This is a genomic window from Pseudomonas sp. IC_126 (assembly GCF_004331835.1).
Classification (GTDB): domain Bacteria; phylum Pseudomonadota; class Gammaproteobacteria; order Pseudomonadales; family Pseudomonadaceae; genus Stutzerimonas.
In genome coordinates this window covers 997,776-1,022,209 of record NZ_SJSS01000001.1, presented here as the reverse complement: position 1 = coordinate 1,022,209, position 24,434 = coordinate 997,776, and the positions used below count along the sequence as shown (strand labels likewise).

22 protein-coding genes are annotated in these 24,434 nt (G+C 57.6%); 13 read left to right on the top strand and 9 right to left on the bottom strand.

What is annotated here, in order from left to right:
• The first annotated feature begins 107 nt into the window (after window positions 1-107).
• The 5 genes from mreA to E0D86_RS04620 all read left to right on the top strand — a co-directional run bounded on the left by mreA (window position 108) and on the right by E0D86_RS04620 (window position 2,935).
• A complete protein-coding gene (gene mreA, locus E0D86_RS04640; protein ID WP_045733414.1) occupies window positions 108-395 on the top strand; it encodes a metal-sensing transcriptional repressor MreA in 288 nt (95 codons plus the stop codon).
• A 9-nt stretch (window positions 396-404) separates the two neighbouring features.
• Window positions 405-1,538 (top strand): nickel/cobalt efflux transporter, encoded by a 1,134-nt coding sequence (locus E0D86_RS04635; protein WP_131648788.1) that lies wholly within the window; start codon window positions 405-407, stop codon window positions 1,536-1,538.
• A gap of 3 nt (window positions 1,539-1,541) precedes the next feature.
• The gene (locus tag E0D86_RS04630; RefSeq protein ID WP_131648787.1) at window positions 1,542-1,982 is read left to right on the top strand and encodes a YqaA family protein; all 441 of its coding nucleotides are present in this window, start codon (window positions 1,542-1,544) and stop codon (window positions 1,980-1,982) included.
• Entirely contained in the window at window positions 1,979-2,692 is a 714-nt protein-coding gene (locus E0D86_RS04625; RefSeq protein WP_256681123.1) for a TraX family protein, read from the top strand. The genes E0D86_RS04630 and E0D86_RS04625 overlap by 4 nt, the downstream gene beginning before the upstream one ends.
• Window positions 2,693-2,800: 108 nt before the next feature.
• Entirely contained in the window at window positions 2,801-2,935 is a 135-nt protein-coding gene (locus tag E0D86_RS04620; RefSeq protein WP_131648785.1) for a YHYH domain-containing protein, read from the top strand.
• A gap of 44 nt (window positions 2,936-2,979) precedes the next feature.
• Here the strand turns inward: E0D86_RS04620 and E0D86_RS04615 are convergent, their stop codons facing one another.
• Genes E0D86_RS04615 through E0D86_RS04605 form a run of 3 tightly spaced genes read right to left on the bottom strand, consistent with a single transcriptional unit; the run spans window position 2,980 to window position 5,618 of the window.
• The gene (locus E0D86_RS04615; RefSeq protein WP_131648784.1) at window positions 2,980-3,306 is read right to left on the bottom strand and encodes a rhodanese-like domain-containing protein; all 327 of its coding nucleotides are present in this window, start codon (window positions 3,304-3,306) and stop codon (window positions 2,980-2,982) included.
• Between the two features lie 10 nt (window positions 3,307-3,316).
• Window positions 3,317-4,681 (bottom strand): chromate efflux transporter, encoded by a 1,365-nt coding sequence (gene chrA / locus E0D86_RS04610; protein WP_131648783.1) that lies wholly within the window; start codon window positions 4,679-4,681, stop codon window positions 3,317-3,319.
• Window positions 4,674-5,618, bottom strand: coding sequence for a chromate resistance protein ChrB domain-containing protein (locus E0D86_RS04605; protein ID WP_131648782.1), 945 nt, complete (start codon window positions 5,616-5,618; stop codon window positions 4,674-4,676). The genes chrA and E0D86_RS04605 overlap by 8 nt, the downstream gene beginning before the upstream one ends.
• Before the next feature lie 485 nt (window positions 5,619-6,103).
• Here E0D86_RS04605 and E0D86_RS04600 point away from each other — a divergent pair, with 485 nt between their 5' ends.
• The 3 genes from E0D86_RS04600 (at window position 6,104) to E0D86_RS04590 (ending at window position 12,609) form a co-directional block, all read left to right on the top strand.
• Window positions 6,104-9,967 (top strand): DUF4365 domain-containing protein, encoded by a 3,864-nt coding sequence (locus E0D86_RS04600; protein ID WP_371924030.1) that lies wholly within the window; start codon window positions 6,104-6,106, stop codon window positions 9,965-9,967.
• Between the two features lie 243 nt (window positions 9,968-10,210).
• Window positions 10,211-11,107: a hypothetical protein gene (locus tag E0D86_RS04595; RefSeq protein ID WP_131648780.1), complete on the top strand. Its 897-nt coding sequence runs from the start codon at window positions 10,211-10,213 to the stop codon at window positions 11,105-11,107.
• 191 nt (window positions 11,108-11,298) lie between these two features.
• On the top strand, window positions 11,299-12,609 hold the full coding sequence (locus E0D86_RS04590) for a hypothetical protein (RefSeq protein ID WP_131648779.1): 1,311 nt from the start codon (window positions 11,299-11,301) through the stop codon (window positions 12,607-12,609).
• 454 nt (window positions 12,610-13,063) lie between these two features.
• Here the strand turns inward: E0D86_RS04590 and E0D86_RS21840 are convergent, their stop codons facing one another.
• The gene (locus E0D86_RS21840; RefSeq protein WP_371924044.1) at window positions 13,064-13,687 is read right to left on the bottom strand and encodes a GntR family transcriptional regulator; all 624 of its coding nucleotides are present in this window, start codon (window positions 13,685-13,687) and stop codon (window positions 13,064-13,066) included.
• 238 nt (window positions 13,688-13,925) lie between these two features.
• Here E0D86_RS21840 and E0D86_RS04580 point away from each other — a divergent pair, with 238 nt between their 5' ends.
• Together E0D86_RS04580 and E0D86_RS04575 are read left to right on the top strand one after the other, a co-directional pair.
• Window positions 13,926-15,683, top strand: a complete 1,758-nt coding sequence (locus E0D86_RS04580; RefSeq protein ID WP_131648777.1) for an IlvD/Edd family dehydratase — start codon at window positions 13,926-13,928, stop codon at window positions 15,681-15,683.
• Between the two features lie 75 nt (window positions 15,684-15,758).
• Window positions 15,759-17,111, top strand: coding sequence for a gluconate:H+ symporter (locus E0D86_RS04575; protein ID WP_131648776.1), 1,353 nt, complete (start codon window positions 15,759-15,761; stop codon window positions 17,109-17,111).
• A 101-nt stretch (window positions 17,112-17,212) separates the two neighbouring features.
• On the opposite strand, the gene E0D86_RS04570 is transcribed toward E0D86_RS04575, so the two are convergent.
• The 3 genes from E0D86_RS04570 to E0D86_RS04560 are packed head-to-tail and all read right to left on the bottom strand — an operon-like array spanning window position 17,213 to window position 19,028.
• Window positions 17,213-18,259, bottom strand: a complete 1,047-nt coding sequence (locus tag E0D86_RS04570) for a low specificity L-threonine aldolase (RefSeq protein ID WP_131648775.1) — start codon at window positions 18,257-18,259, stop codon at window positions 17,213-17,215.
• A gap of 23 nt (window positions 18,260-18,282) precedes the next feature.
• The gene (locus tag E0D86_RS04565) at window positions 18,283-18,657 is read right to left on the bottom strand and encodes a DUF202 domain-containing protein (RefSeq protein ID WP_131648774.1); all 375 of its coding nucleotides are present in this window, start codon (window positions 18,655-18,657) and stop codon (window positions 18,283-18,285) included.
• A 2-nt stretch (window positions 18,658-18,659) separates the two neighbouring features.
• Window positions 18,660-19,028, bottom strand: coding sequence for a YidH family protein (locus E0D86_RS04560; protein ID WP_131648773.1), 369 nt, complete (start codon window positions 19,026-19,028; stop codon window positions 18,660-18,662).
• 160 nt (window positions 19,029-19,188) lie between these two features.
• Here E0D86_RS04560 and E0D86_RS04555 point away from each other — a divergent pair, with 160 nt between their 5' ends.
• Window positions 19,189-19,677 carry a copper chaperone PCu(A)C gene (locus tag E0D86_RS04555; protein ID WP_131648772.1) on the top strand — a complete coding sequence of 163 codons (489 nt, stop codon included), beginning with the start codon at window positions 19,189-19,191 and terminating at the stop codon, window positions 19,675-19,677.
• Between the two features lie 136 nt (window positions 19,678-19,813).
• On the opposite strand, the gene gorA is transcribed toward E0D86_RS04555, so the two are convergent.
• Window positions 19,814-21,172: a glutathione-disulfide reductase gene (gene gorA / locus E0D86_RS04550; protein ID WP_131648771.1), complete on the bottom strand. Its 1,359-nt coding sequence runs from the start codon at window positions 21,170-21,172 to the stop codon at window positions 19,814-19,816.
• 72 nt (window positions 21,173-21,244) lie between these two features.
• On the opposite strand from gorA, the gene E0D86_RS04545 reads away from it, so the two are divergent.
• A complete protein-coding gene (locus tag E0D86_RS04545) occupies window positions 21,245-21,667 on the top strand; it encodes a VOC family protein (RefSeq protein WP_131648770.1) in 423 nt (140 codons plus the stop codon).
• Window positions 21,668-21,710: 43 nt separating this feature from the next.
• On the opposite strand, the gene galU is transcribed toward E0D86_RS04545, so the two are convergent.
• Window positions 21,711-22,550 (bottom strand): UTP--glucose-1-phosphate uridylyltransferase GalU, encoded by an 840-nt coding sequence (gene galU, locus E0D86_RS04540; protein WP_131648769.1) that lies wholly within the window; start codon window positions 22,548-22,550, stop codon window positions 21,711-21,713.
• A gap of 489 nt (window positions 22,551-23,039) precedes the next feature.
• Here galU and hemN point away from each other — a divergent pair, with 489 nt between their 5' ends.
• Window positions 23,040-24,428, top strand: a complete 1,389-nt coding sequence (hemN, locus tag E0D86_RS04535; protein ID WP_131648768.1) for an oxygen-independent coproporphyrinogen III oxidase — start codon at window positions 23,040-23,042, stop codon at window positions 24,426-24,428.
• Window positions 24,429-24,434 lie beyond the last annotated feature (6 nt).

Here is a 24,434-nt window from a genome sequence, read left to right as displayed (position 1 = left end):
TTCGATGCCTAAGCGGGTGGCTTTTCTGGAGGGCTGGTCGGTTTGACCATATCCCCCCCAGGGGGATAGCATACGAGCGTAATTCATCGACGCACGAGACTCAAGGCATGAGCGATCACGAACACGGCCACCAGCACCAAAGTCATGGCGACATCATCAAAAGGTTGAAGCGTGCGGAGGGCCACCTGCGCAGCATCGTCACCATGATCGAAGACAGCCGGGCCTGCGTCGACATCGCTCAGCAGCTGCATGCCGTGGAAAAAGCCGTCTGCCAGGCCAAGCGTGTCCTAATCCAAGACCACATCGACCACTGCCTGGAGCATACGGTCGAAGCACTTGCGATAGGCGAGCGCGCATCACTCGAAGACTTCAAGCAAATTACCAAGTACCTCTAGGCCCCTCCCATGTCGAGTTTCGCCGAACTGCTGCAACAGGGGGCCTCGCAGGCCTGGCTGTACTTCCCCAGCGCCATCCTGCTGGGTGCCTTGCACGGCCTGGAGCCTGGGCACTCGAAGACCATGATGGCGGCGTTTATCGTGGCCATTCGTGGCACGGTGAAGCAGGCCATTCTGCTAGGCCTTGCCGCAACGCTTTCGCACACCGCCGTAGTTTGGCTGGTGGCCATGGGCGGCATGTACCTGGGGCAGAATTTGGATGCCGAAACTACCGAGCCATATTTCCAGCTCGCCTCCGCCGCCATCATTATCACCATCGCCCTGTGGATGCTCTGGCGCACCTGGCGTGGCGAGCAGATGTGGCGTTTCGAGGAGGGTGATGAGCATCAACACGACCATCACCACCACGATGAAACGCAGCGCATCGACACCGGGCACGGGCGTATCGAGCTGTCGATCTTCGAAGAAGGCGTCCCACCGCGCTGGCGTCTGAAAACCTTGAGTGGCCATGCCTGGCCGGCTGCTGAAGTAAGCTTGCTGACGACTCGCCACGATGGATTGGCCCAGCAGTTTCGCTTCGTCGACCGGGGTGACTACCTGGAGTCACTGGACGAGATCCCTGAACCCCACGAATTCACCGCGCGCCTGAGCCTCGGCCATGCTGATCACTCCCACGACTATGACCTGGAGTTCCGCGAGCACAGCCACGGTCATGACCATGATCATTCCGAGCTGGAGGGACTGGAACTGTCGCCGGAGGGCTACCAGGATGCCCATGAACGGGCGCATGCCAACGACATCCGCAAGCGCTTCAGCAACCGCAATGTCACCACCGGCCAGATCATCCTGTTCGGTTTGACGGGCGGACTGATTCCCTGCCCGGCAGCGATCACCGTGCTGCTGCTCTGCCTGCAAGTGAAAGAAGTCGCCCTGGGTGCCGTTCTGGTGCTGTGTTTCAGCATCGGTCTGGCCATAACTCTGGTTACCGTTGGTGCTGCCGCTGCTATCGGCGCACGCCAGGCGTCCAATCGTTGGCCCTGGCTGGGTGCTGTGGCGCGTCGCGCCCCTTACCTATCCAGCGTACTGATCATCAGCGTGGGGATTTACGTCGGCTTCCACGGCTGGGTCGGCCTGAACACCTAGCCGATGTGGGAGTTCTCCGGTTATTTCGGCCTATTCCTCGCCGCCTTCGGTGCCGCCACGCTGTTGCCTATGCAGTCGGAGGCGGTACTGGTTGGGTTGCTGCTGACTGGCCGCTATGCGGCCTGGGCGCTGCTGGCGGTGGCCACCACGGGTAATGTGCTGGGCTCGGTGCTGAACTGGCTGCTGGGTCGCTCTATCGAGCACTACCGGCACAAGCGCTGGTTTCCCGTCAGCGACGGCAAACTGGAAAAGGCCCAGCAGGCTTATCACCGCTTCGGTCGCTGGTCGCTGCTGCTCAGCTGGGTGCCGATCATTGGTGATCCGCTTACCGTGATAGCCGGTGTTATGCGCGAACCGTTCTGGAGCTTTCTGTTGATCGTGACGCTGGCCAAGGCCACTCGCTATCTGGTGCTGGCTGCCTTGACGCTTGGGTGGTTCGGGTGAGCCTGCATACACGCGACACCAACCTGGATCTGATCAAGTGGCTGGCGATGCTGACCATGCTGCTGGATCACCTGCGCTACGTCTGGCCTGACACCGAATGGTTGTTCATCGTCGGGCGCTTAGCCTTTCCACTGTTCTGTCTGGGGATCGCCGCCAATGTCGCGCGCTCGCAAACCGGTGAGCTGTACACCGATGACAACGTTCGCTACCTGGGCTGGATGGCGGCGTTTGCAGTGATCTCGGAGTTGCCCTATCGCCTGCTTTCTAGCGACAGCAGCACGCTCAATGTGATGCCCTCACTGCTGCTGGGCCTGCTTATCGCCTGGGGCGCGCATAACCGTGGGCGCGGTTTTGTTCTGGCTCTGACTGGCGTGGCTGTAGCTGTGTTAATCCAAGAGCGCCTGATGTACGGCGTTTTCGGCGCGCTGCTGCCAGCAGCACTGCTCCTGGCCATGCAACGTCCTGGGATTGCGTGGCTATTACCTGCCGCACTGTGTGTACTGGCCAACAGTCGCAACCGCTGGCTCTCGGAGTGGGAGTTGCAGCCCTTTACCCTGCTGATAGTAGCCGTCGCCTTCGCCGCTCCACTGCTTGGGCTATGGTTCCTGCGCCGACCGGGCCATTTCAAGATGTGGCCGGTCAAGCGCTGGGGCTATTGGTTCTACCCTGGCCATCTGGCCACACTGCACCTGATTCGCTCGCTCGGCTAGATAGAATTTTTCCTCTTCAGAAGCCTTCTTGCTCAATGCAGGCATTTTGCCATACCTTGTAAGTGTGACTTGAGTCACACACAACAAGAAGCTGAAAAGGAGTTCCTCATGAAGAAGTTTTTTGCTGTCCTGATTGCTGCTGTTCTCGCTCTAACCTCCGTGGCAGCCCTTGCCCACAGCGGCGGTACGGACTCGAAAGGCTGTCACCGCAACCACAAAACGGGCGATTACCACTGCCACTGAGCATTCCCAGTAACGGCTGGCCGCCTCACATTTGTGGCGGCCAGCTATCTGGATAGGCTCCGGGTGGGCCGGCCAGCGCCGCTCCAGCCAGCAAAGCCATCGATCAAGTAGCGCGCATCCAGGCCCATAGCCTCCAATGTGGCGGCGATGCCCTGGCTGATTTCATGGCCCTTGGCGCAATAGACAATCACTGGCCGGTCCCGTGAAACCTGATCCTTCCAAGTGAAGACATCCTCGGGATCACGCCAGTGTGCGCCGGGAATTTCTTCGGCATCGGCAAGCCGCACGCTCGTACGGCGCACATCCAGCAAAGTGAACGTCCGATCTGCTGCCTGCCATTCCGCCAGTTCGCATATCGAGATTCTGCTCATCCTCCACCTCTCAGTTTTGCAGCAGGTGTACCACCAGTCCGGCCAAGGCACAGGCCATCAGCACTTGGATGACACCGCGTTTGAAGCGGAACAAGGCGACGGCAGCAGCCAACGCGATCAGTGCAGACGGCCAGTCGAAAGCACCCTCGAAGCCTTGCGGCCAGAGCACGTGATAACCGAAGAACAACGCCAGATTGAGGATTACCCCGACCACGGCGGCGGTGATGGCCGTCAGCGGCGCGGTGAACTTCAGTTCGTTGTGGGTTGATTCCACCAGCGGGCCGCCCGCGAGAATGAACAGGAATGACGGCAGGAAGGTGAACCAGGTGACCAGGCTGGCGGCCACGGCACCGGCTAGGAAGGCCTGGTCGGCACCAAACACCTGCTGCACGTAGCCACCGACAAAACCGACGAAGGCCACCACCATGATCAGTGGCCCTGGCGTAGTTTCACCCAGAGCCAGACCGTCGATCATCTGTGTCGGGGTCAGCCAGCCGTAGTGGCCGACTGCACCCTGGTAGACATAGGGTAGTACCGCATAGGCACCGCCGAAGGTCAGCAGTGCGGCCTTGGTGAAGAACCAGCCCATCTGCGTCAGCGTGCCTTCCCAGCCGAATAGAGCGGTCAACAGCCCCATGGGCAACGCCCACAGCGTTGCACCTATCGCTGCCAGCAAGAGCAGACGTGGCCAGCGGAAGCGCGCATGTTCCGGTGTCGGGGTTTCATCATCAATCAGCGCCGGGCCGTAAGACTGCTTGGCAGCGCCATGACCACCGCCGATGCTGAACTTCTCTGGAGCGAAACGCCCACCGAAATAACCGATCACGGCGGCACCCAGTACGATCAGAGGGAACGGCAGGTTAAGGGCGAATATCGCCACGAACGATGCAGCAGCTATCGCCCACAGCAAGTTATTCTTCAATGCACGGGAGCCGATGCGGTGAGCGGCCTGCACCACGATGGCGGTCACGGCGGGCTTGATCCCATAAAACAGTCCGGCCACCACCGGCACGTCGCCGAAGGCGATATAGACCCACGACAGCGCGATCAGGATAAACAGCGAGGGCAGCACGAATAGCACCCCGGCAATCACACCGCCCCAGCTACGGTGCATCAGCCAGCCGATATAGGTGGCCAACTGCTGGGCCTCCGGGCCGGGCAGCAGCATGCAGTAGTTAAGGGCATGCAGAAAACGCCGCTCAGAGATCCAGCGCCGACGCTCCACCAGCTCCTGGTGCATGATCGAAATCTGCCCGGCCGGGCCACCGAAGCTGATGAAACCGAGCTTGAGCCAGAACAGAAAAGCCTGAAGCAAACTGACAGGCTCGGTACGTGGCAAATCCTGCTCTACAGGTGGCAGTGTGGTCTCAATCATCAGAGGTCTCTTCTTTCACGAATGCCGCCAGCAACCCATCGAAGATGGCGCAAGCAGCCGTTAGCAACTGGTCGTCATTGAGGATGGTTTCGCGCAGCCCAGCCAATACACGCTCGATGCCAACAGCCTCGGCGGGTTGAACGCCACCGACATCCAGGTAATGCACCAGAGCCGCGATGCGGCTTAGGCCTGGCTCGACCAGTGCAAAGCTGGCTTGCAGGGTTTCGAAGGTGACGCGACTGCCGACATGGCTGAAGGTCGCACCGTCGAAATCGAAACCCAGCGCCTCCGTAGGGCAATCACTTGGCGTGTCCAGCCAGAGAATGCGGGCGCTCGGGTCAATGCAGCGCCGGATCAGCCAGGCGCTAGCCAAGCGGTCAACCCAGGGCCGCTTGCGCGTAGCCCAAAGGCGACCCTGGTAGTCGCGACGATCAAGCTGTTCGATAGGCTGATCGTGACTGCTCGGTTCATCCTGCGAAAGTGCCCGACTGATGGCCGTTTCAAGTGTTTTGAGAGCCATGTCGGTCTGTTGCCGAGCCACCGCAGGGAAGAAATCGATGGCCGCCACCTGCGCAAACGCCTTGCGCAGCTTGCGTACCTGCTTGGTGCTGGTGAGGGCGTAATCCGAAGTCAGTTGAGCCTGGCACGCCTCGATATCGACGCGCAGCTTGGCGTAGTCCTCACTACGGTCGAACAGTTCGATAAAGCGCTCGCCTTGCGGATCATTGATGGGCAACAGAAAGGCCGTGCCATTACTACCCAGGATGTCGCGCTCAACAGCCTCCAATGCTTCTCGGCAGGCGGGAGTGCCGGGCAGCAAATAGACCCCATCGCGCAGTACCGCTGCGCCACTGCTCTTGAGGGCACGCCAGGCGCGCATACGCTCTGTGGCATTAGCTGTCGGCAAGGCGATGATCAGAGATAGCCAATTATTCATGTAGAGTAAAATACCTATTAGGTAATAAGCTCTACTCTATTCTTGCTCTGAGTGATTGTGAAGCACTAAATAGTTGGCCGATGATTGCCCGTTACGACTGGCCGCTTTTGGCCGATAGCGGCAGTCGACGAGAGGCCATTTGGAACTGCAAGGCAGTGACTGGCTGTCTCCGGGTGTCGGCAAAGCGAACTGTCGGCGTGGGCGTGGTGCGAATAGGTGTCGGAGGCATGCGAATTGGTGTCGGAACCAATGTGAATACTTTGAAACAACAGAGCGGCTAGGCTAAGGCGGGATGGGTTGACCGCTACAGTACTCCTGAAAAAAATTGCACCGAGAAACGCCTCTTTACGCCAACAGCGCCCTTTTGATTATGCCGAGGAAGCACCATGCCAGTTGACGGGCCTTTACCTGGGACGGGTGATCAGCACGACATCAATGCCGATGCAACACGTTGCCTGATGGCTCGTCATCCCAAGGATTGGCGATTGCAAAGCCTGGAAGGGACTGACGACTATGGCTATGACTTCCAAGTGCAGACCACGCCAAATCAACGCGCGACGGATATTTTCCGAATTCAACTTAAAGGCACCCGCTCTCCGAGCCTGACGGCGGATGGCGAATATATTTCGGTCGCTCTGAAAGCGACCACTGTCCGCTATTACGCCCGAGCCGTAGAGCCGGTGCTCTTGGTGATCTGCGACCTTTCGGTAAACGAAGACCCTGTTGACTGCCCCCTTTACTACGTCTGGCTCAGGGATGAGCTGATCCGCATCACCGTCGATGATCTGTCTACCGAACAAAAATACGTCACCCTTCGCGCGCCAACAAAGAACATTCTGAAAAGGAATACAGACCTCTCTGAGGGCATTCGCCACCAGAACGAACTGTCTCGCGTGGGGCACGTCCTTAGCCAACGCGCGGAGCAAACCCACCCCGGAATGCGTGCAGACGACCGCTTAACCTTGGTTCAGGGGGTGGTAAAAGGCGTGGCTGCGAGAGGATCTGCACTCATGAACGCTTTGGCAGGCTCAACGGAAGACTACTGGGTCAACCCAGCTCGGGACACGCTTGCCTGGAATCTGACTCAGGCCAAAGCGGATCTACGGGTAACTGCGCTGGATCGAGCAAAGATAATGCTCGACGAGGCAGAGCCAAAGCTAGAAGAATCGACCACCCTTGAGCGCGCGGAATATTGGCGTCTACGTGGCAACTGGCAGGTTCAAACGGGGGATAACCAAGCGGCAGTCACTTCATATCAGAACGCGTATGAGGCAACGCCTTTGCCTAAGTACCGAGCTGCTAGGGTGGAAGCAGAGATCCGCATCAGATTCGAAAAGGATAGCGACTCGCTTGCTGAGCTGCATGATCTACTAGAGGGTGAAGACCCGATAGTCATCGCCGTCCGTTCCCGGCTACATGCGGTCCAAGGGCATTACCAGCTGGCCGTTGAGCTCGCTGATTTGCTTCCAGTACCTCAACGGTCTTTCGCCAGAGCGTTCGCATATTGGTTGTCTGAGGACCCTGCAAATGCCCTGGCGGACTGCGAGGCAGGCCTTGCATCGTGCGAGGCATCCGATGACATACGTGAACTGTTGCTTTTACTTAGGGCCCGAGCCAAATTTGCCCTCGCGTTGGCGACCGCCGGTACGCAGCGGCGTGAATATATCCCACCAGCAGGGCTTCCGGGTGTAGACCTTCAAAAGCTTGAGGAGGCTTGGGCTGCGATTTACGACGCTGTCTTGTCCATAAAGGCATCAGGCTGGAATTCCAACATAGAGCAGCTCGTCGACATTTGGGGGGCTACAGCGTCGGCACTCGGCAAGGCAGAGTCCATACTTGCAGACCTGAAGGATGCTGCGCAGAAACGCCCGGACTTGCCCCATATCCATGAGGTCTTACGAGGTATTGCAGGTCAGTTATCGGACTTCAACCTCGCTTTGTCGGCAAATGATCAGTTGCCTGATTCAGCGGACAAGCAGCTCTGGAACACGCTCCTGCTATATGAAACGCGGAAGTTCCGGGCATGCTACCAAAGCTTCAGCGTATACATCGGTAGCGTGGATCGCAGCCATCCCTTATTTGGGTCGGCTATCACTGCAGCCTCTATTTCTGCTCACAAATCAGTTCAGCCTGGCCTCGTAAAACAGTGGATGGAGCTGCTCGAATCAAATCCTGATCTGGCCCCCCAAGCCGCCCTTGCCCATTTTTATCTCCAGTTGGAGATCAGCAGGTTGGCCAGAAATGAGGCTTTGAGTTCGCTCCAGGCCAGGTATGGGGAACTGGATCGGCCCGTGAGCATTGCACTCACCCTCATCCACGAGCTTGATCCTACCGATTCGGAAAGTGCAATGGAGTGTGTTCGACTCGCCGAAAGGATAACTGAGCACTACGTACTTTCGCCTGCGATTGCTGCGCGCCTCGGGATGGCGTTGGTAACCTTGAAAAATTGGCAGGGCCTCGTAGAACTGTGTCAAAGCAATAGAGTGCGCGCTGAGCCAGGTGATCGAATGGGGGCCTTTGAGGCATTGGCGCTTGATCATCTAGGCGAAACGGAAAAAGCCCGCGATCGGTTGTTGAATATTGTAGCTACGGGATCCGACGACCCACTGGCTCTGAACACCTATGTCACGATCGCCACTCGTTGCGGCTACGTCGATGACGCCGTGGAGGCGGCAGAAAGGGCTCTCGAAACTGCGAAGTCCAAAGGGGAACAGTTGCAATTTGTGAAGCTACTGTTCTTCCTCATACAGTTTTCCGACCCAACGAGCGACAGGCTATTGGAGTTGGCCCTGCGAGCAGGCGAGCTAGTGGATCAGAGCGTAGAGAGCCAGGAAGGCACCTACTTGATGATGCATCTGAGCAGCACCCTGAGTGGGCGCAGTGACATCGACCTTGCCAGAGATAGAGGGCAATTCAGAACACGAGCTGATGCATTCTTTAGAAATTTCCCGAATTCCCGGATGCTATGGAGGGGCGAGGTTCGAGAGGGCGCCACTGGTACGGAGTTGGTTGAAAGCCTGAAAGCACTGACTGGATTGACTCCCGACAGAGAAGCGTTCCAGAAACGGCTGGAGCGCTCCCTACAGCAGGGATTAAAGACCATCCCTTTCTCATGGCGTCCCCGACTGGTTCTGTCCTGTATTTCCGATATCGTGCATCTGTGGGAAGTCGCCAAGGTTTCCAGTCGGGATGATCGCCAGTATCACTTGGCAATGGTCAACGATATTGGTTGGCAACCAACCGGTGCCGATGCCCTGCGCAAGCGAGTGCCTTTGCTGGATTGGACAGCGCTGCTGGTGCTCAATGATTTGGGGCTCATCGACGATGTCATCACTTTCTTCGGTCAAATTGCAGTGGCCAGAGCCACTATGGAGGAGCTTGCCGAGTTCACGAATCCGCTATTCGGAAGCCCAATGCGAAGCAAGTGCTTGGGCCTACAGAACGCCTTGAAACCCCATCTTGCTTCGATCCTCCAACTCTCCTCTCCAGAGGAAGCAAACGAAGCATCGTCCTCAACAGTCATTGGGCGAAGCAACAGCGAAATGGTGGAGATATGCGCCAAAGAGCCTGAACGGTACAGCCTCTATTCTGATGACGAAGCACTGCGCACTTTTTGTGTCGCAGGTTCCGAAGTCGATGGCTTCTGCACGCTTGACGTCCTGGCCGCCCTAGCAGAAGTTGGGCAGCTCTCACCACTTGAAAAAGCAGGCAAAGTTGCCCTGCTGTGTGAATGGCGGGTCGGGATAATCGTACAGCTATCCGAAATTGTGCAGTTACTCCCTCCGGCTGTCTTTACTGCACGAACCGTACGCCAAGGCGTGGAAATCCTCGACGCAGAACCTGGGTTCATTTCAGTGATCTCTGCGCTCTGGGATTATCGCGCGCCCTTTGATAAAACGCTGGGTCATGCAGCATCGGTGCTACGTACACTCGTGAATCAGGCTCTACTGCCTGAGATCGGGATAGCTGCGTTAATGCGACACTGGCATGTCAAAGCAGCCATGAAAAATGATGCCCCTGATCAGGCCCTTGACACCATCGTCATGTTGATCATCACCGCCGCACTCATGGGTCATTTGCCGAAGGCTTTCGCCAAACAACTCTGGGCTATTTACAGGCTGTTGGTGGAGTCTCACCATGGCGATCAAATGGATGAACGCCTTGAGACGGTGGCTATCCGAATGTTAGGTACAAGATGTGCTCAGTTGGAATCCGTAACTGGCGAAGGGCTGCGAATCTTCACCGCGCTCAATGAGAGCCTAACGAGGGGGACGAGTGACCAGTCCGAGTTCGCCAACGCTTACACCACGGCACGAATAGCGGTACAAAGCCCCAAATTCGGACTATGAGTGCGTGGCCAGCATACGCTGGACACTGCGCGCGGTTCCTCATTGGCGTGCCCCACTCGCCCGGATTCGTACATTTGAAAGCTCGCCCAACCGGAGTAACTAGAGAGGCATGAGCGTGACTGAAGACACCCAAGGTGTAGAGACGCCGCTAAACACCTCTCCCTACCCACAATAATCCGGGTATTCTTCAGCCCAAAGTTGGCAAGTTATAATGGTATCTCCTTATATGAATGTGTGTGTGCCATGCCTCTGATCGTAACCAATGACCTGAAGTTTTCCTTTGGCGATCAAAAATTACCCTACAGTGTCGATGATTTCTGGAACTGGGCTTTCTCTAATATTACAACCCCCGTGATCCGTGGTGTGATGCTTGAGTTCATCCTGGCTCGCTACCTCATGGATCGTGTTGACGACATCGTGCTTGAGCGTGTGCTGGATCTCACTTGCCAAAAGCCACATCGTGGACAACTGACGAAAAGCCTAGAGCCTGTTTATGCCTGCCAACCTCACGGTGACGTGTTCGATTTGCAGTTGACATGGGGCGTGACGATCGAAATCAAAAGCACGAGCAATCGGGCAAACTGGAGACTCTACAAAACCTGCCGATGGAACTCGGTTCAAAACAAAAACAAAGCCGAAAAAATTTTCCCTGCCCAGTACTACATCCTCGCGGTTATAGAGAAAGACCCGAACGTAAGTGTTATCGATGTGAACCTCAAAGATGTTGAGTTTTATCTGTGTAGCGGCCGGACGCTGGATAGGCATGTGAGCCCTTCACGGAAATCGGTTGGTTATAAGAAGTTTTCTAATTTATCAATTCGATGCACATTCAGCGACCTAGTCAATACTCTCTACCATTTGCAACGACAAGAACACGAACGGGTCCGGCTCTTGTTGGCGCCGGGATGGAAGCTGCCGCTGCCCGCTTCATTCGAACTCAAGCCTTTGGCCGTGGAGGCAAGTGACACCGTAACTGCCATTTGGCATCAGGATGGCGATGACACATTGCTCAATGCGACGCCTATCGATGTACCGTGGGTCGAGGGCGTAACTCCTGACTGGCGTGATTGGGAGGCCGCAGGATTCAAGTACGACCCGCAAGTCGAGGTAAGTCCCTGCATAGCAGGGCAGCCGACATAGCTTGCCGGTTAAAGCGCTCCGTCAGTGAAATGCCCAGAATTTCCTTCCTAGCATAAGTCTATTGCAGCAAGGAGTCGCGCGTTGATTCAAGCAGGCCAAACGCCGCCCGCCCCTACTTTTGCGGGTCCAGAGTTTGCAGCAACCCCATTAAGAAAGCAGTGTCCGCGCTGCACGACTATCGAGATAATAATGTGAAACTTAGCATTGATGGCCTCAGATTAAGTGCCTACGAGACAAGGCTCGTCAGAAGCTGCTCCGAATGCAATAAAGACTATAGCATATATGACTATATGGAGTTAAATGAGCACCATTTCTACAGGCCAATAAATTACAAAAACGGCTGCGAGCGAAACTGTCTAGAGTGCTGGCTTGGTGTTTCTGTCCCTTTCGATGCCCCTCGAGAAGAAACTAAGTCTATAGAAATAGTATCGCCCTCTCCAGAAATTCATCTACACTGGTACGATATTGCAAGTTACGAAAAAATTGATCAAGGCGACCTCAGGGCAGCATACAATCATTATTTTCAAGAAGGCTGCCATCTAGCCATACTTCCACTGGCTCGCCTTATCACTGATCGTTCAATATTTCTGCCGCATGGGATTATGATCTACCCACAAGGAAGATTGAATTTGGCGAGCTTGCACATCGACAATAAACAGCTAGCCAGGCCTGCATCTTCTCAAATAAAAGCTTCCGGAGTGCGGATAGATAAGCTGGCGAAACACCCTTTACTTGTAATGCCAGTGAAATTTTCATGGGACGCACTTAAATGTTGCAACCACAATGCGCATCTGGAAATGATTGTCAGAATTTCCGAGATAGTCGACGGTCTATGCTTTGACGTAATCAACTACCTAAACTGCAAACTTGAACATCTTTCATGTGAAACGAAGCCTGCATATCCAGGGCAATTGATGTCTAACTCTTTGATGTCCTCCGCGCTACTAGTGAAATCAGATGCATTGGACTCCGTTCTGTTAGCTGGCACGGCATTTACGCATGCAATCACGAAAGGCCTTGGCCTCGACTTACGTCAACCAGAATGGGATCGCTTTCCACAGCACGGGGAGGTCGGCAAGATCGCAGCTCATGGGCTTTCGCTCTACTCTCAAATGCTTCAGACCCAATCAGCCACGTCGAAATTCGTACAGGCGCTAAGCCTAATTGAGTTCCTAGCATGCCCTGACGGCTACATGAAATTTCAGGACATCAAAAAAGTGGTTTCAAAGTATGTGGCTAACTGCCCTGGGGAGCACGAACGGTTGATGGAAAGATTTCGAGAACTGACTGGAAAGAAGGATGAGATCACTAAGCAAGAGATCGGACTCCGAACCAGTATCGTTCACATGGGGGCACGGCTTGAGCAACTAGTAAAAAGCCGAAGTGAACGAGAGGATCTTTTCAGAGAGCTTGACGGTTACATTCGCGCGATTATGGATCACATGATAGATCACGACCACATGCCAAGATCTGAGTATAAAAAGCTTATAAGCAGTATGTAGATCAGACCTGCCAGGGGCGCAGTCAACAGATCCGCCTGCCAAATTCCGGGGCTCACAGCCCCTCCAACGACCTTCTTATGAACATGAAGCCATGAACATCCGTGTTTCTAGCTAAGGCTAGTGCCTGTCTGGAGCTGGTGTTAGGACGTTCATGAACAATATACATCGCCCATAAGTTAAATTAGCAATATGGACTGGCTATTGATTAGCCGTATGTATCTCTTTTCTTCGCACCCAATTTGGCGCTGCATTGCAAGGCGACGCCGTGGCCGGCAACGGCACTACCACATCGTAATTCGCCGTCCCAATCGGGCCCCGTCGGCCCTGTTCAATAGCCAGTGTGCCCCGCGTTCCCAATCAAATCTTGCCGAACACTCGAAGCGGCTGATACTTCCACGCGTGTTCCTGCACACCGTCTGGGCAGCCTTGCCCTCGAGTGCTCCGCTTGAGCCGATTATCTGGCGGCAGACAGCTTGTCGACTGGGCCAGCACGTAACTTTTGCGCTTGGATATACGCTTCCTTAGATGGAGACAGGTGCCCGCGGCACAGCGAAACCAAAGCCTCTACGTCGCCACCTCGCAGTGCATTTATCAATTCCCAATGGTCTTGGCGTGAACGTTCGAGCTGGGACGGCATGGCGATGGTTGACGAGCGCATCGAATGGGCTCGCTGGGCATGGTTGCTGATGGCCTCGACGAGTACCGGGTTCTTCGCCAGGCTGAACAGCTCGCGGTGAAAGCGCACGTTCAGGCGAAAGAGCTGGCGCAGATCGCTACGTTCCACCGCATCATCATGGGCGTGTTGGATCGACAGCAGAGTCTGCAAGCGCTCTTCAGGGACCGGAAGCTGAATGAGGCGGACACAATAGGTTTCGAGCAGCTCGCGAACCTCGTAGAGATGCTCGACCTCTTCGATCGTATAGGCCTTTACCAACGCGCCAATATTGCGTTTGCGTTCGACAAGCCCCATTTGCTCAAGCTCCGCAAGAGCGTTCCGTACCGCATGGCGCTTGAGTCCGAAGCGCGCCATCAGATCGTCTTCGACCAGGCGCTCGCGCGGGTGCAGCGTACCGAGCACAATTTCTTCTTCCAGCGTCTCGATTACTGACTGCGGACTGTTAGCCGCATCTGAAACCGGCGTTATCTGCGATTCATCCAAGGGCGTTTCCAGGTGCTATCGAACTTATCAGCAGGACTATAGAGGGATTCTGGTACTGCCTCAACGGGACGCGCCGCATGGGTTGCCACGATATTCATATCATGGCTAAATGCGTTCATCAGATTATTGATAATAATATCGACAAAGGTGAAATCCGATGGTGGACAAGAAAACAGACGACGCCGTGGTCGTACCGACGGGCCTGCGCAAGGGGCTTACGAATTATGGGGATACCGGCTTCTCGCTCTTTTTGCGTAAGGCGTTCATCAAGGGCGCCGGCTATACGGACGACGCGCTGGACCGCACCATCGTCGGCATCATAAACACCGGTAGCGGTTACAACCCCTGTCACGGCAATGCACCGCAACTGATCGAGGCGGTTAAGCGCGGCGTGATGCTGGCCGGCGGACTCGCAATCGACTTCCCCACCATTTCCATCGGTGAAAGCTTTTCCACGCCGACCAGCATGTACTTGCGCAACCTGATGTCGATGGACACGGAAGAAATGATCCGTGCACAGCCCATGGACGCCGTGGTGCTCATTGGTGGATGCGACAAAACCGTACCCGCACAGCTGATGGGCGCCGCCTCGGCAAACATCCCCACCGTGCAACTGATCACCGGCTCCATGCTGACGGGCGGCCATCGTGGGGTACGCGTCGGTGCCTGTACCGATTGTCGACGTTACTGGGGACAGTACCGTGGCGAGGAGATCGACGAGGCTGAAATCGTCGAGGTCAATTCGAAGCTGGTTGCCAGCGTTGGAACTTGCTCGGTAATGGGGACCGCCAGCACCATGGCCTGTATCAGTGAGGCGCTGGGTATCGTGTTGCCCGGCGGAGCGACGCCACCGGCCGTTACCTCCGATCGCATGCGCATTGCCGAACTCACCGGCAAGCAGGCCGTCGAAATGGCCTGCAGCCAACTCACGCCCGACAAGATCCTCACGCCCAAGGCTTTCGAGAACGCCCTGCGCGTGCTGCTGGCCATCGGTGGCTCCACCAATGGCATCGTGCACCTGACCGCCATTGCCGGACGCATGGGCTATGACATCGACCTGGAGGCCTTCGATCGTATGAGCCGGGACACTCCGGTACTAGTCGACCTCAAACCGTCCGGCCAGCATTACATGGAAGACCTTCATCGCGCAGGCGGGCTGCAGACGGTGCTGCGCGAACTGCGTCCGTTGCTCCATCTCGACGCGCTCACCGTTACCGGTCGCACGTTAGGCGAAGAGCTCGATCAAGTGCCGGTCTTCAAGCAGGACGTGGTGCGCAGCGTGAAGGACCCGATCTATCCGGTCGGTGGCATCGCGTTTTTGCGCGGCAGCCTTGCGCCCGAAGGCGCCATCATCAAGCAGTCCGCCGCCGACGCGACGCTGATGGAGCACGAAGGCCGTGCAGTCGTGTTCGAAAACTCGGAGGATCTAGCCCGGCGCCTGGATGATCCCGACCTCGACGTAAACGCCGACGATGTGCTGGTACTCAAGAATATCGGCCCAATTGGCGCACCCGGCATGCCTGAAGCTGGCTACCTGCCCATTCCGAAAAAACTCGCGCGCGCTGGCGTCAAGGACATGGTGCGGATATCCGACGGTCGCATGAGTGGCACCGCTGCCGGAACCATCGTGCTGCATGTGACGCCGGAGGCTGCATTGGGCGGACCGCTGGCTCTGGTGCAGAGTGGCGATCGGATTCGCTTGAGCGTCTCCAAGCGCAGCATCGACTTGCTGGTAGCCGAGGATGAACTCGAGCGTCGGCGCGCAGCCCTTGTGCTGCCCAAACCCCAGAACGCCGAGCGCGGCTACCGCAAGCTCTTCTTCGAACAGATCACCCAGGCCGACAAAGGCTGCGATTTCGACTTCCTGCGTCCACCGACCATGCACGGTCGGGTCCCCAGTGGTTCCAGCGACTGATTTCACTCAGCGCTTGCGCATGCGCCGGATGACCGGCGCGCTTTTACGCTCCTCACAATAACAATCGGAGTCCGAATGGAAAGTAATGCCCTGATACTGACGGTCACAGCGACGTCGATCGTCGCCCTGCTCTTTCTGATCGTCAAACTTAAATTCCAACCCTTCCTTGCGCTGATTCTGGTCAGTCTCGGCGCGGGACTCGCCATTGGCATGGCGCCGCAAGACCTCCTCGCTTTCATCGTCAAGTCGATGGGCGGCACGCTGGGCTTCGTCGCGTTGATTATCGGACTCGGATCGATGTTCGGCGAGATGCTGCGCGTCTCGGGCGGCTCGGAGCGCTTAGCGCTGACCCTGATCGACAAATGCGGGGATCGCAGCGTTCCCTGGGCGTTGGGACTGGTCGGATTCCTCGTCTCCATCGCCGTGTTCATCGATGTGGCCATCGTCATCCTGGTGCCCCTGATCTACGGCATCGCACGCCGTACCGGCAAGTCCCTGCTCTATTACGGCATCCCGCTGTGCGCAGGGCTGAGCGTGACCCACACTTTTCTGCCGCCAACCCCCGGCCCGATCGCGACCGCCAGCATTCTGGGCGCCGACCTCGGTTGGGTCATCATCTGGGGCGTGATCGCCGGATTGCCAGCGATGGCCGTCGCGGGTCCCATGTTCGGCAAGTTCATTTCGAGCCGTATCTTCGTTCCGGTGCCTGAATACATGGTGACCGGGGAGAGCAAGTTCGATGACCCGAGCAAATTGCCGGCATTCAAAGGCGTGGTCCTCACCCTTCTGCTGCCGCTGGTGCTGATCCTCGGAAACACCTCGGCCGAGATGCTGCTGTCCGAAGGAAATCCGCTACGTGACATCTTGATGTTTATCGGCAACCCGATCATCGCCCTGCTGCTGACGACGCTGCTGACCTTTTGGATATTCGGACATAATCGCGGCTTTACGGCGGACCAGTTGCAGAAGATCGCTACCAAGGCGCTGGAGCCAGCCGGGATCATCATCCTGATCACCGGAGCGGGTGGTGTGTTCGGCAAGGTGCTGGTCGAATCAGGCGTCGGCAAGATCCTCGCCGATGCGATGCAGGACATGAACATGCCGCTCGTGCTGTTCGGCTTTGCAACGGCGGCGATCATGCGGATTTCCCAAGGGTCGGGTACCGTAGCGATGATCACCGGCGCAAGCCTGACGGCACCGGTGGCTCAGTTGCTTGGCGCAAGCCCGCAAATGTTGGCGCTGTGCACCATCGCCATTGCCTGTGGTGGTGCCGCCTTCTCGCACGTCAATGATTCAGGCTTCTGGATGGCCAACCGGTACTTCGGCATGAGCGTCTCCGACACGCTGAAATCCTGGACGGTGATGAAAACGATCGTCGGCCTGACCGGTCTCGCTATCTGCCTGCTGATCAGCCTGTTCATAACCTGACCCGCATCGGGCCTGGTCAACGGACCACAGGGAGCCCCGCCGCATGCGGGGCTTTCTTTTTTCGCGGCTCCGGAGGCTCGACGCACAAGCCCCTCCCCTGACTATCGGTGCTGCAGCACCACACTACGGATATCGTCGGCCAGCTGGCGTACCCGCTCTTCGCTGGTGTCCCAAGAGCACATGAAGCGTGCGCCGCCGACACCGATGAATGTGTAGAACATCCAGCCGCGGTTCCTCAACGCTTCTAGCGCCAACGGCGGAATGCTCACGAAGACACCATTTGCTTCGACGGGAAACATCAGCTCTACGCCCGGCACGTCGCTGATCAGTTTTGCGAGCAATTGGGCGCAGTGATTTGCGTGCTCGCCATATTTGATCCAGGCGTTGCTCTCCAATAATCCAACCCATGGTGCGGACAGAAAGCGCATCTTGGATGCCAGCTGACCAGCTTGCTTGCAACGGTATTCGAAGTCTTCGGCCAGTTCCCGGTTGAAAAACAGGATCGCTTCGCCCACGGCCATGCCGTTTTTGGTACCACCGAAACAAAGCACGTCCACGCCCGATTTCCAGCTCAGCTCGGCGGGCGTCAGGCCGAGAAATGCACAGGCATTGGAAAAGCGCGCGCCATCCATATGCAGATGCAGCCCAAGCTCCTTACAGGTATCGCTGATCGCACGGAGTTCGTCGGGCCGGTAGACGGTACCGATTTCAGTGGCTTGCGTAATGCTGACGACACGCGGCTTGGGGTAATGGATGTCCTTGCGCTTGAGCGCGACTTCGCGAATCGCCGCCGGGGTCAGCTTGCCCTCCTCGGTCCGCGCCACCAGCAATTTGGAGCCGTTGGAGAAGAATTCCGGCGCGCCGCATTCATCGGTTTCGATATGCGCGATATCTCCGCAGATGACGCTGTGATAGCTCTGGCACAAGGAAGACAGCGCCAGGGAGTTGGCCGCCGTGCCATTGAATGCGAAGAACACTTCGCAATCGGTTTCGAACAACTGGCGGAAATGGTCAGCGGCGCGCGCAGTCCACTGGTCATCACCGTAGGCCCGGTCGTGCCCCTGATTCGCTCTGGCCATGGCATCCCAGGCCTCAGGGCAGATGCCTGAATAATTGTCGCTGGCGAATTGCTGATTAGCGGTGGTCATTTAAGCCTCTTTTGGTTGCTGCCTCAGCGAGTGATCGGCAAGAAGATAACGGTGTAAAGCCCCAAAACCCCAAGCATGAAAACCGAAGCGCCCAGCCACAGGATCGAGGACGCATCGGCATGGATGCGTCCACTCTTCAGTCCGCTGGCGCTACGTGTATAGCGGCGTTGCTGCGTGGCCCAGATGTATAGCGCCGTGATCAGCGAAACCGCTAACAGCATGCCGACGAAGGCCCCGTGATAGGGCATCCAGCGCAGGAAAAGCGCGCTGACGGCGATCATGGTGAGCAAGGTCCGCCCCCATGCCAACGATGTACGTTCCGGCTGCAGGCCTGGGTCTTCGTGCAGCGGCGGACGTGGCGGTTTGGGTTTCAGGCTTCGACGAACGGATATGTGCATGGTCAACCACGAAGCGCGATGAAACTGATCAGGATCAACGTGACGAGCGTGCCGCCGATCGACAGGATCGGAATCAGCAGCGGAAACGGCAGCGGCCTGTTGTGGCGCATGGCACGCTCGATGTTCAGCCAGCGGATACAAGCCGTCGAGCTGATGAACATGGCCAGCAACAGCAGTGAAATCGACAGGAGCTTGCGTAGCTCCAGCGCAAATATGCTGCCGGCAAAGGCTTCGACTGCTACGCCGCCAGCCAGTAGCGCCAGCGAGGTGCGGATCCAGGCAAGAAAGGTTCGCTCGTTGGCCAGGGTGAACCGGGGGTCGGGCTCCCTTCCGCCGGATAGTAACCGGTGACTCCAGCGACTTCGTTCCATCAAGTGATGCGTCTCCGATGGGGGTTGGACCAGACTCATTCAAACAGAAACGTTACCGCCCTGCAGGTTCATTTGTGGCGATTTCACCGATGCGTCGGCACAGCGAAGGCGCGAGCTCTCATGCTACTGTGCGCCATCGAAAACCGCCCTGGAGAGACTCATGCTGCTTCGTCTGGTCACCGCTTTCGTTCTCGGCACCGCCACCCTGACGGCCATGGCAAACGACCCTGCTCACGCCCATCATGCAATGGCCGGCGCGCCTGCCGTTACGCAAGCATGGTCCCGCGCCATGCCGCCGAGCGCGCCAACCGGCGCCGTGTATTTCACGTTGCGTAATCCGGCCGATAAGCCGGATCGGCTGATCGGCGTGCAGACCCCCCGCGCGGAGAAAGCCGAACTGCATACTCATTTCCATGAAGGCGAGGTCATGCGTATGGAACGAATCGACGCGGTAGACCTACCTGCCGGTGGCGAAGTTGAGTTCAAGCCGGGCGGCAATCACGTCATGTTGTTCAAGCTGAGCGAACCGCTGGTAGCCGGCGAGGAGTTTCCTCTCACGCTGATATTCGAAAACGCTGGAGAGGTGGCCGTCGAGGTTAGCATTCAGCACCAGGCCCCGGAGTCGAGCAACGGGCATATGCATCACTAAAGCCTCGGCGAGTCGGCGCGGCGGGTTTCGGTCCTGCCGCGTCCGTCGATAGAGTCACCCTCCTCTTTATCCGTTAGAAATCGGCTGCAGTTGATTTGCTGCGCAATCCAACCATGCGGACGACGCAGCATCCCGATCAGAAACCCGTTGGCGTGCGCATGGTGACGAACTCTTCGGCTGCCGTCGGGTGGATGCCGACGGTATCGTCGAAGATGCGCTTGGTCGCGCCCGCCTTCAGTGCCACAGCCATGCCTTGCATGATTTCGCCCGCGTCCGGCCCGGCCATGTGGCAGCCCAGTACCTTGTCGGTGTCGGCATCGACCACCAGCTTCATCAAGCTGCGCTCGAGGCTGCCGGTCATGGTCAGTTTCATCGGCCGGAAGCGACTCTCGAACAACGTCACCTTGTGGCCTTGCTCGCGGGCTTCTTCTTCGGTCAGCCCAACGGTCGCCATGTTCGGCAGGCTGAATACCGCCGTGGCGATGGTGTTGTAGTCGACCGGCCGGTATTCATCGGGCTTGAACAGTTGACGCGCCACCGCCATGCCTTCGGCAAGCGCGACGGGCGTCAGTTGGATTCGCCCGATCACGTCACCGATCGCCAGGATTGAGGGCGCTGAGGTCCTGAACTGCTCGTCAACCGCGATGAAACCCCGATCATCGAGCGCGACGTCGACGTTCTCCAATCCCAGTCCTTCGAGCATCGGCCGCCGCCCCGTGGCGTACAGGATGCAGTCCGCTTCAAGGGTACGCCCATCTTTCAGCGTGGCGAGCAGGCTGCCATCAGTCTGTTTGTCAATGCGCGCGATGTCGGCGTTGAACTGTAGGTCGATGTCCTTCTTGATCATCTCGTCCTTCAGGTGATCACGCAGCGAGCCATCGAAACCACGCAGGAACAGCTCGCCCCGGTACAGCAACTTGGTATCGGCGCCACAGCCATGGAAGATCGAGGCGAACTCGACGGCAATGTAGCCGCCCCCAACCACCAGCACGCGGCGCGGCAGTTCGTCGAGGTAGAAGGCTTCGTTGGAGGTGATGGCGTGCTCGCGGCCTGGAATCTCCGGCACGAAGGGCCAGCCGCCAGTCGCGACGAGGATATGTTCGGCGCGGTAGTGCCGGCCTTCGACTTCAACCGTATGGGCGTCAATCAGGCGTGCGTGCGCTTGCAGCAAGGTGACGCCACTGTCGGTCAGCAGGTTCTTGTAGATGCCATTGAGTCGCTGGATTTCACGGTCCTTGTTGGCGATCAGGGTTTTCCAGTCGAAGGTCGCACCATCGATCGTCCAGCCATAGCCTTGGGCCTGGCCGATGTCTTCGGCATAGTGGGCTCCGTAGACCAGCAGTTTCTTCGGTACGCAGCCGACGTTTACGCAGGTGCCGCCCAGATAACGGCTCTCGGCGACCGCGACGCGGGCACCGTAGCTGGCAGCGAAACGTGCCGCGCGGACGCCGCCGGACCCTGCGCCGATGACGAAAAGATCGAAGTCGTAAGCCATGAACTGTTGTCTCCCTTGTAGAACGGACAGCATAACCCAGGCTGTTGGCCTGATTCACCGGAGGTCTGCCGCATGCGCCCTACCCTGACCCATCTCGCACTGCATGTTCCCGATCTGGATGCCTGCATCGCGTTCTATGCGCAGTTCTGCGGTATGCACGTGTTCCACGAACGCGCCGGAAAAGGGTCGCGCATCGTTTGGATGGCTGAGCCTGGAAAAGAGCGCGAATTCATCTTCGTGATCATGCCGGGAGGCCAGAACCGTAAGCTGGCTGAAGATGATTACAGCCATTTCGGCTTCGCGCTGGCGAGTCGCGCAGACGTCGATACGATTGCGGAGCGCGCCAGACAGGCCGGATGCCTGATCTGGGAGCCGCGTGACGAGCCCTATCCGGTCGGTTATTACTGCGGTGTTCGTGATCCGGCTGGCAACTATGTCGAATTCAGCTATGGCCAGCCATTGGGTCCGGGCGCCGAGGATATGCCGGCGCCGTGAAACACAAAGGCCACCCGAAGGTGGCCTTGTTGCATGGCGTAGGTCAGAACGCCTTGCCGGTGAGGTAGAAGTTCTCGTAGCAGAAGTTGGTCGCCGCGATATAACCCTCGGCACTACCGCAATCAAAACGCTGACCCTTGAACTTGTATGCCAGCACGCAGCCATCCTGAGCCTGACGCATCAGGGCGTCGGTGATCTGGATTTCGCCGCCCTTGCCCGGCTCGGTCTGCTCGATCAGGTTGAAGATGTCCGGGGTCAGGATGTAACGGCCGATGATCGCCAGGTTGGACGGCGCGTCTTCCGGCTTGGGTTTCTCGACCATGTGGCTAACACGGAAGATGTCGTCGCGGATCATCTCGCCGGCGATGACGCCATATTTGCTGGTTTCTTCCGGCGGCACTTCCTGGATGGCAACGATCGAGCAGCGGAACTGGTTGTACAGCTTGACCATCTGCGCCAACACCGGATCGCCATCGAGGTTGATGCACAGGTCGTCCGCGAGGACCACTGCGAAGGGCTCGTCGCCGATGAGCGGACGGCCGCTGAGAATGGCGTGGCCAAGCCCCTTCATTTCCACCTGACGGGTGTATGAAAAGCTGCATTCGTCGATCAGTTTACGAATGCCGACCAGGTATTTTTCCTTGTCGGTGTTGCGGATCTGGTGCTCCAGCTCGTAGCTGATGTCGAAGTGGTCTTCCAGGGAACGTTTGCCACGGCCGGTAACGATCGCGATCTGGCTGAGCCCGGCTGCCAGTGCCTCTTCTACCCCGTACTGAATCAGGGGTTTGTTCACTACCGGCAACATCTCCTTGGGCATGGCCTTGGTCGCAGGAAGGAAGCGCGTGCCATATCCGGCCGCAGGAAAAAGGCATTTCTTGATCATGTGAGTCCTTGAGAAGATTGTTCCGGTTGATGCACTGCGCCTGGATCGGTCAACAGCCATACCCTGCACGTCCTGCCGCCAGCGGCTGACTAGAGGCTACGACCACCGAAACGGCGAGGGGTTCGCACATTTTCTGAGCCAATTCGAGGCCACGTTGGCAATCAAGCGACCGGCGGTTATTGACCTACGCACCGACATAGCTTGATCGGTGCTGAGCCGCTTGCCAAGTGGGCGTGCGAGATCGGCATGAGCGGACCCTCGCGTCCGAGTTGTTGCACAGCGTGATGACATCGATGCGACGCTGGCAGAGAAAAATCGACCGCAACATCACAATGTTGAAGCCGGACTTCAGCCCCGCTTGTGCCGCCTTCTTGATCTGGGACAGCCGACTCGTGAACTAGAATCGGGATAATCGTCGCCATGAAGTCGCGGGCCGTCGACAGCGACCCGTCCGACCACTCCCCTATCAACCGCAAGGTGAGAGCAGACATGGACCAAACGCCGAGCTTTAACCGCGCCCTGGTCGAGAAGTATGACCGTCCGGGGCCTCGCTATACCTCCTACCCCACCGCGCCGCAGTTCCATCAGGCTTTCGCCATGGACGACTACCGCAGCGCCGCGACGGAAACCAACGAGGCCGTGACGCCCAAGCCGCTGTCGGTGTATATCCATATTCCGTTCTGCAAGAGCCTTTGCTACTACTGCGCCTGCAACAAGATCATCACTCACAAGACCGATCGGGCCGTCGAGTACCTGGACTACCTCAAGCGTGAAATAAAGATGCAGGCCGCGCTGTTCGATCGCTCGCGCAAGTTGACCCAGTTGCATCTGGGCGGTGGCACGCCGACCTACCTCACCAGCGAACAGCTGGCGGACCTGATGGCCGCGCTGCACGATGCTTTCAACATGGACGACAGCGACGATCACGAGTTTTCGCTGGAAGTCGATCCGCGCACCGTCACCCCAGCGCAGATTCATCAACTGCGCGCGCTGGGCTTCAACCGCCTGAGCTTCGGCGTGCAGGACTTCGACGAGCAGGTGCAGATCGCCGTCAACCGTATCCAGACCGAAGAGCAGACCCGCGAGTTGGTCCAGGCTGCCCGAGACGCGAACTTCAAATCGATCAGCGTTGACCTGATCTACGGTCTGCCATTGCAGACGGTGGACAGCTTCAACACCACGCTGAACAAGATCATCGACATCCGCCCCGACCGGATCGCCGCTTACAGCTACGCGCATTTGCCTGACCTGGTTCGCGCGCAGAAGCTGATTCGCCCTGGAGATATGCCGCCGCCGGAACGCAAGCTGGAGTTGCTGGAACTGACCATTAAGCGTCTGACCGATGCCGGGTACGTCTACATCGGTATGGATCACTTCTCCCTGCCAGACGACGAGCTGACCCTCGCCCGTGCCAACGGCACGCTGCAGCGCAACTTCCAGGGCTACTCGACCCATGCCGATTGCGATCTGATTGGCCTCGGCATTTCCTCCATCGGCAAGGTCGGCGACAGCTACAGCCAGAACGTGAAAGAACTGTCGCAGTACTACGCGCGTTTGAACGAAGGGATACTGCCGGTGCACCGCGGCTACAAACTGAGCGAGGACGATCGCCTGCGCCGCGACGTGATCATCTCGTTGATGTGCCACGGCCGCATCGACTTCGCCGAGATGGAGAAGCGCTACGGCATCGTCTTCCGCGATTATTTCACCGACTCGCTGGTCAAGCTCGATGAGCATGTCGCCGACGGCCTGGTCGAAATCCGTGACGACGCCGTGGTGCTGTTGCCTCAGGGCCATCTAATGATGCGAAATGTGGCCATGGCCTTCGATGCCTACCTGGGCGGTGAACAGCGGGGACGCTTCTCGCGTACCGTCTGACGCTTG

Excerpts from the sequence above, each read along its gene's own strand:
- mreA (WP_045733414.1), top strand. The coding sequence starts at position 108 with ATGAGCGATCACGAACACGGCCACCAGCACCAAAGTCATGGCGACATC.
- E0D86_RS04635 (WP_131648788.1), top strand. The coding sequence starts at position 405 with ATGTCGAGTTTCGCCGAACTGCTGCAACAGGGGGCCTCGCAGGCCTGG.
- E0D86_RS04630 (WP_131648787.1), top strand. The coding sequence starts at position 1,542 with ATGTGGGAGTTCTCCGGTTATTTCGGCCTATTCCTCGCCGCCTTCGGT.
- E0D86_RS04620 (WP_131648785.1), top strand. The coding sequence starts at position 2,801 with ATGAAGAAGTTTTTTGCTGTCCTGATTGCTGCTGTTCTCGCTCTAACC.
- E0D86_RS04615 (WP_131648784.1), bottom strand. The coding sequence starts at position 3,306 with ATGAGCAGAATCTCGATATGCGAACTGGCGGAATGGCAGGCAGCAGAT.
- chrA (WP_131648783.1), bottom strand. The coding sequence starts at position 4,681 with ATGATTGAGACCACACTGCCACCTGTAGAGCAGGATTTGCCACGTACC.
- E0D86_RS04605 (WP_131648782.1), bottom strand. The coding sequence starts at position 5,618 with ATGAATAATTGGCTATCTCTGATCATCGCCTTGCCGACAGCTAATGCC.
- E0D86_RS04595 (WP_131648780.1), top strand. The coding sequence starts at position 10,211 with ATGCCTCTGATCGTAACCAATGACCTGAAGTTTTCCTTTGGCGATCAA.
- E0D86_RS04580 (WP_131648777.1), top strand. The coding sequence starts at position 13,926 with ATGGTGGACAAGAAAACAGACGACGCCGTGGTCGTACCGACGGGCCTG.
- E0D86_RS04575 (WP_131648776.1), top strand. The coding sequence starts at position 15,759 with ATGGAAAGTAATGCCCTGATACTGACGGTCACAGCGACGTCGATCGTC.
- E0D86_RS04570 (WP_131648775.1), bottom strand. The coding sequence starts at position 18,259 with ATGACCACCGCTAATCAGCAATTCGCCAGCGACAATTATTCAGGCATC.
- E0D86_RS04565 (WP_131648774.1), bottom strand. The coding sequence starts at position 18,657 with ATGCACATATCCGTTCGTCGAAGCCTGAAACCCAAACCGCCACGTCCG.
- E0D86_RS04560 (WP_131648773.1), bottom strand. The coding sequence starts at position 19,028 with ATGGAACGAAGTCGCTGGAGTCACCGGTTACTATCCGGCGGAAGGGAG.
- E0D86_RS04555 (WP_131648772.1), top strand. The coding sequence starts at position 19,189 with ATGCTGCTTCGTCTGGTCACCGCTTTCGTTCTCGGCACCGCCACCCTG.
- gorA (WP_131648771.1), bottom strand. The coding sequence starts at position 21,172 with ATGGCTTACGACTTCGATCTTTTCGTCATCGGCGCAGGGTCCGGCGGC.
- E0D86_RS04545 (WP_131648770.1), top strand. The coding sequence starts at position 21,245 with ATGCGCCCTACCCTGACCCATCTCGCACTGCATGTTCCCGATCTGGAT.
- galU (WP_131648769.1), bottom strand. The coding sequence starts at position 22,550 with ATGATCAAGAAATGCCTTTTTCCTGCGGCCGGATATGGCACGCGCTTC.
- hemN (WP_131648768.1), top strand. The coding sequence starts at position 23,040 with ATGGACCAAACGCCGAGCTTTAACCGCGCCCTGGTCGAGAAGTATGAC.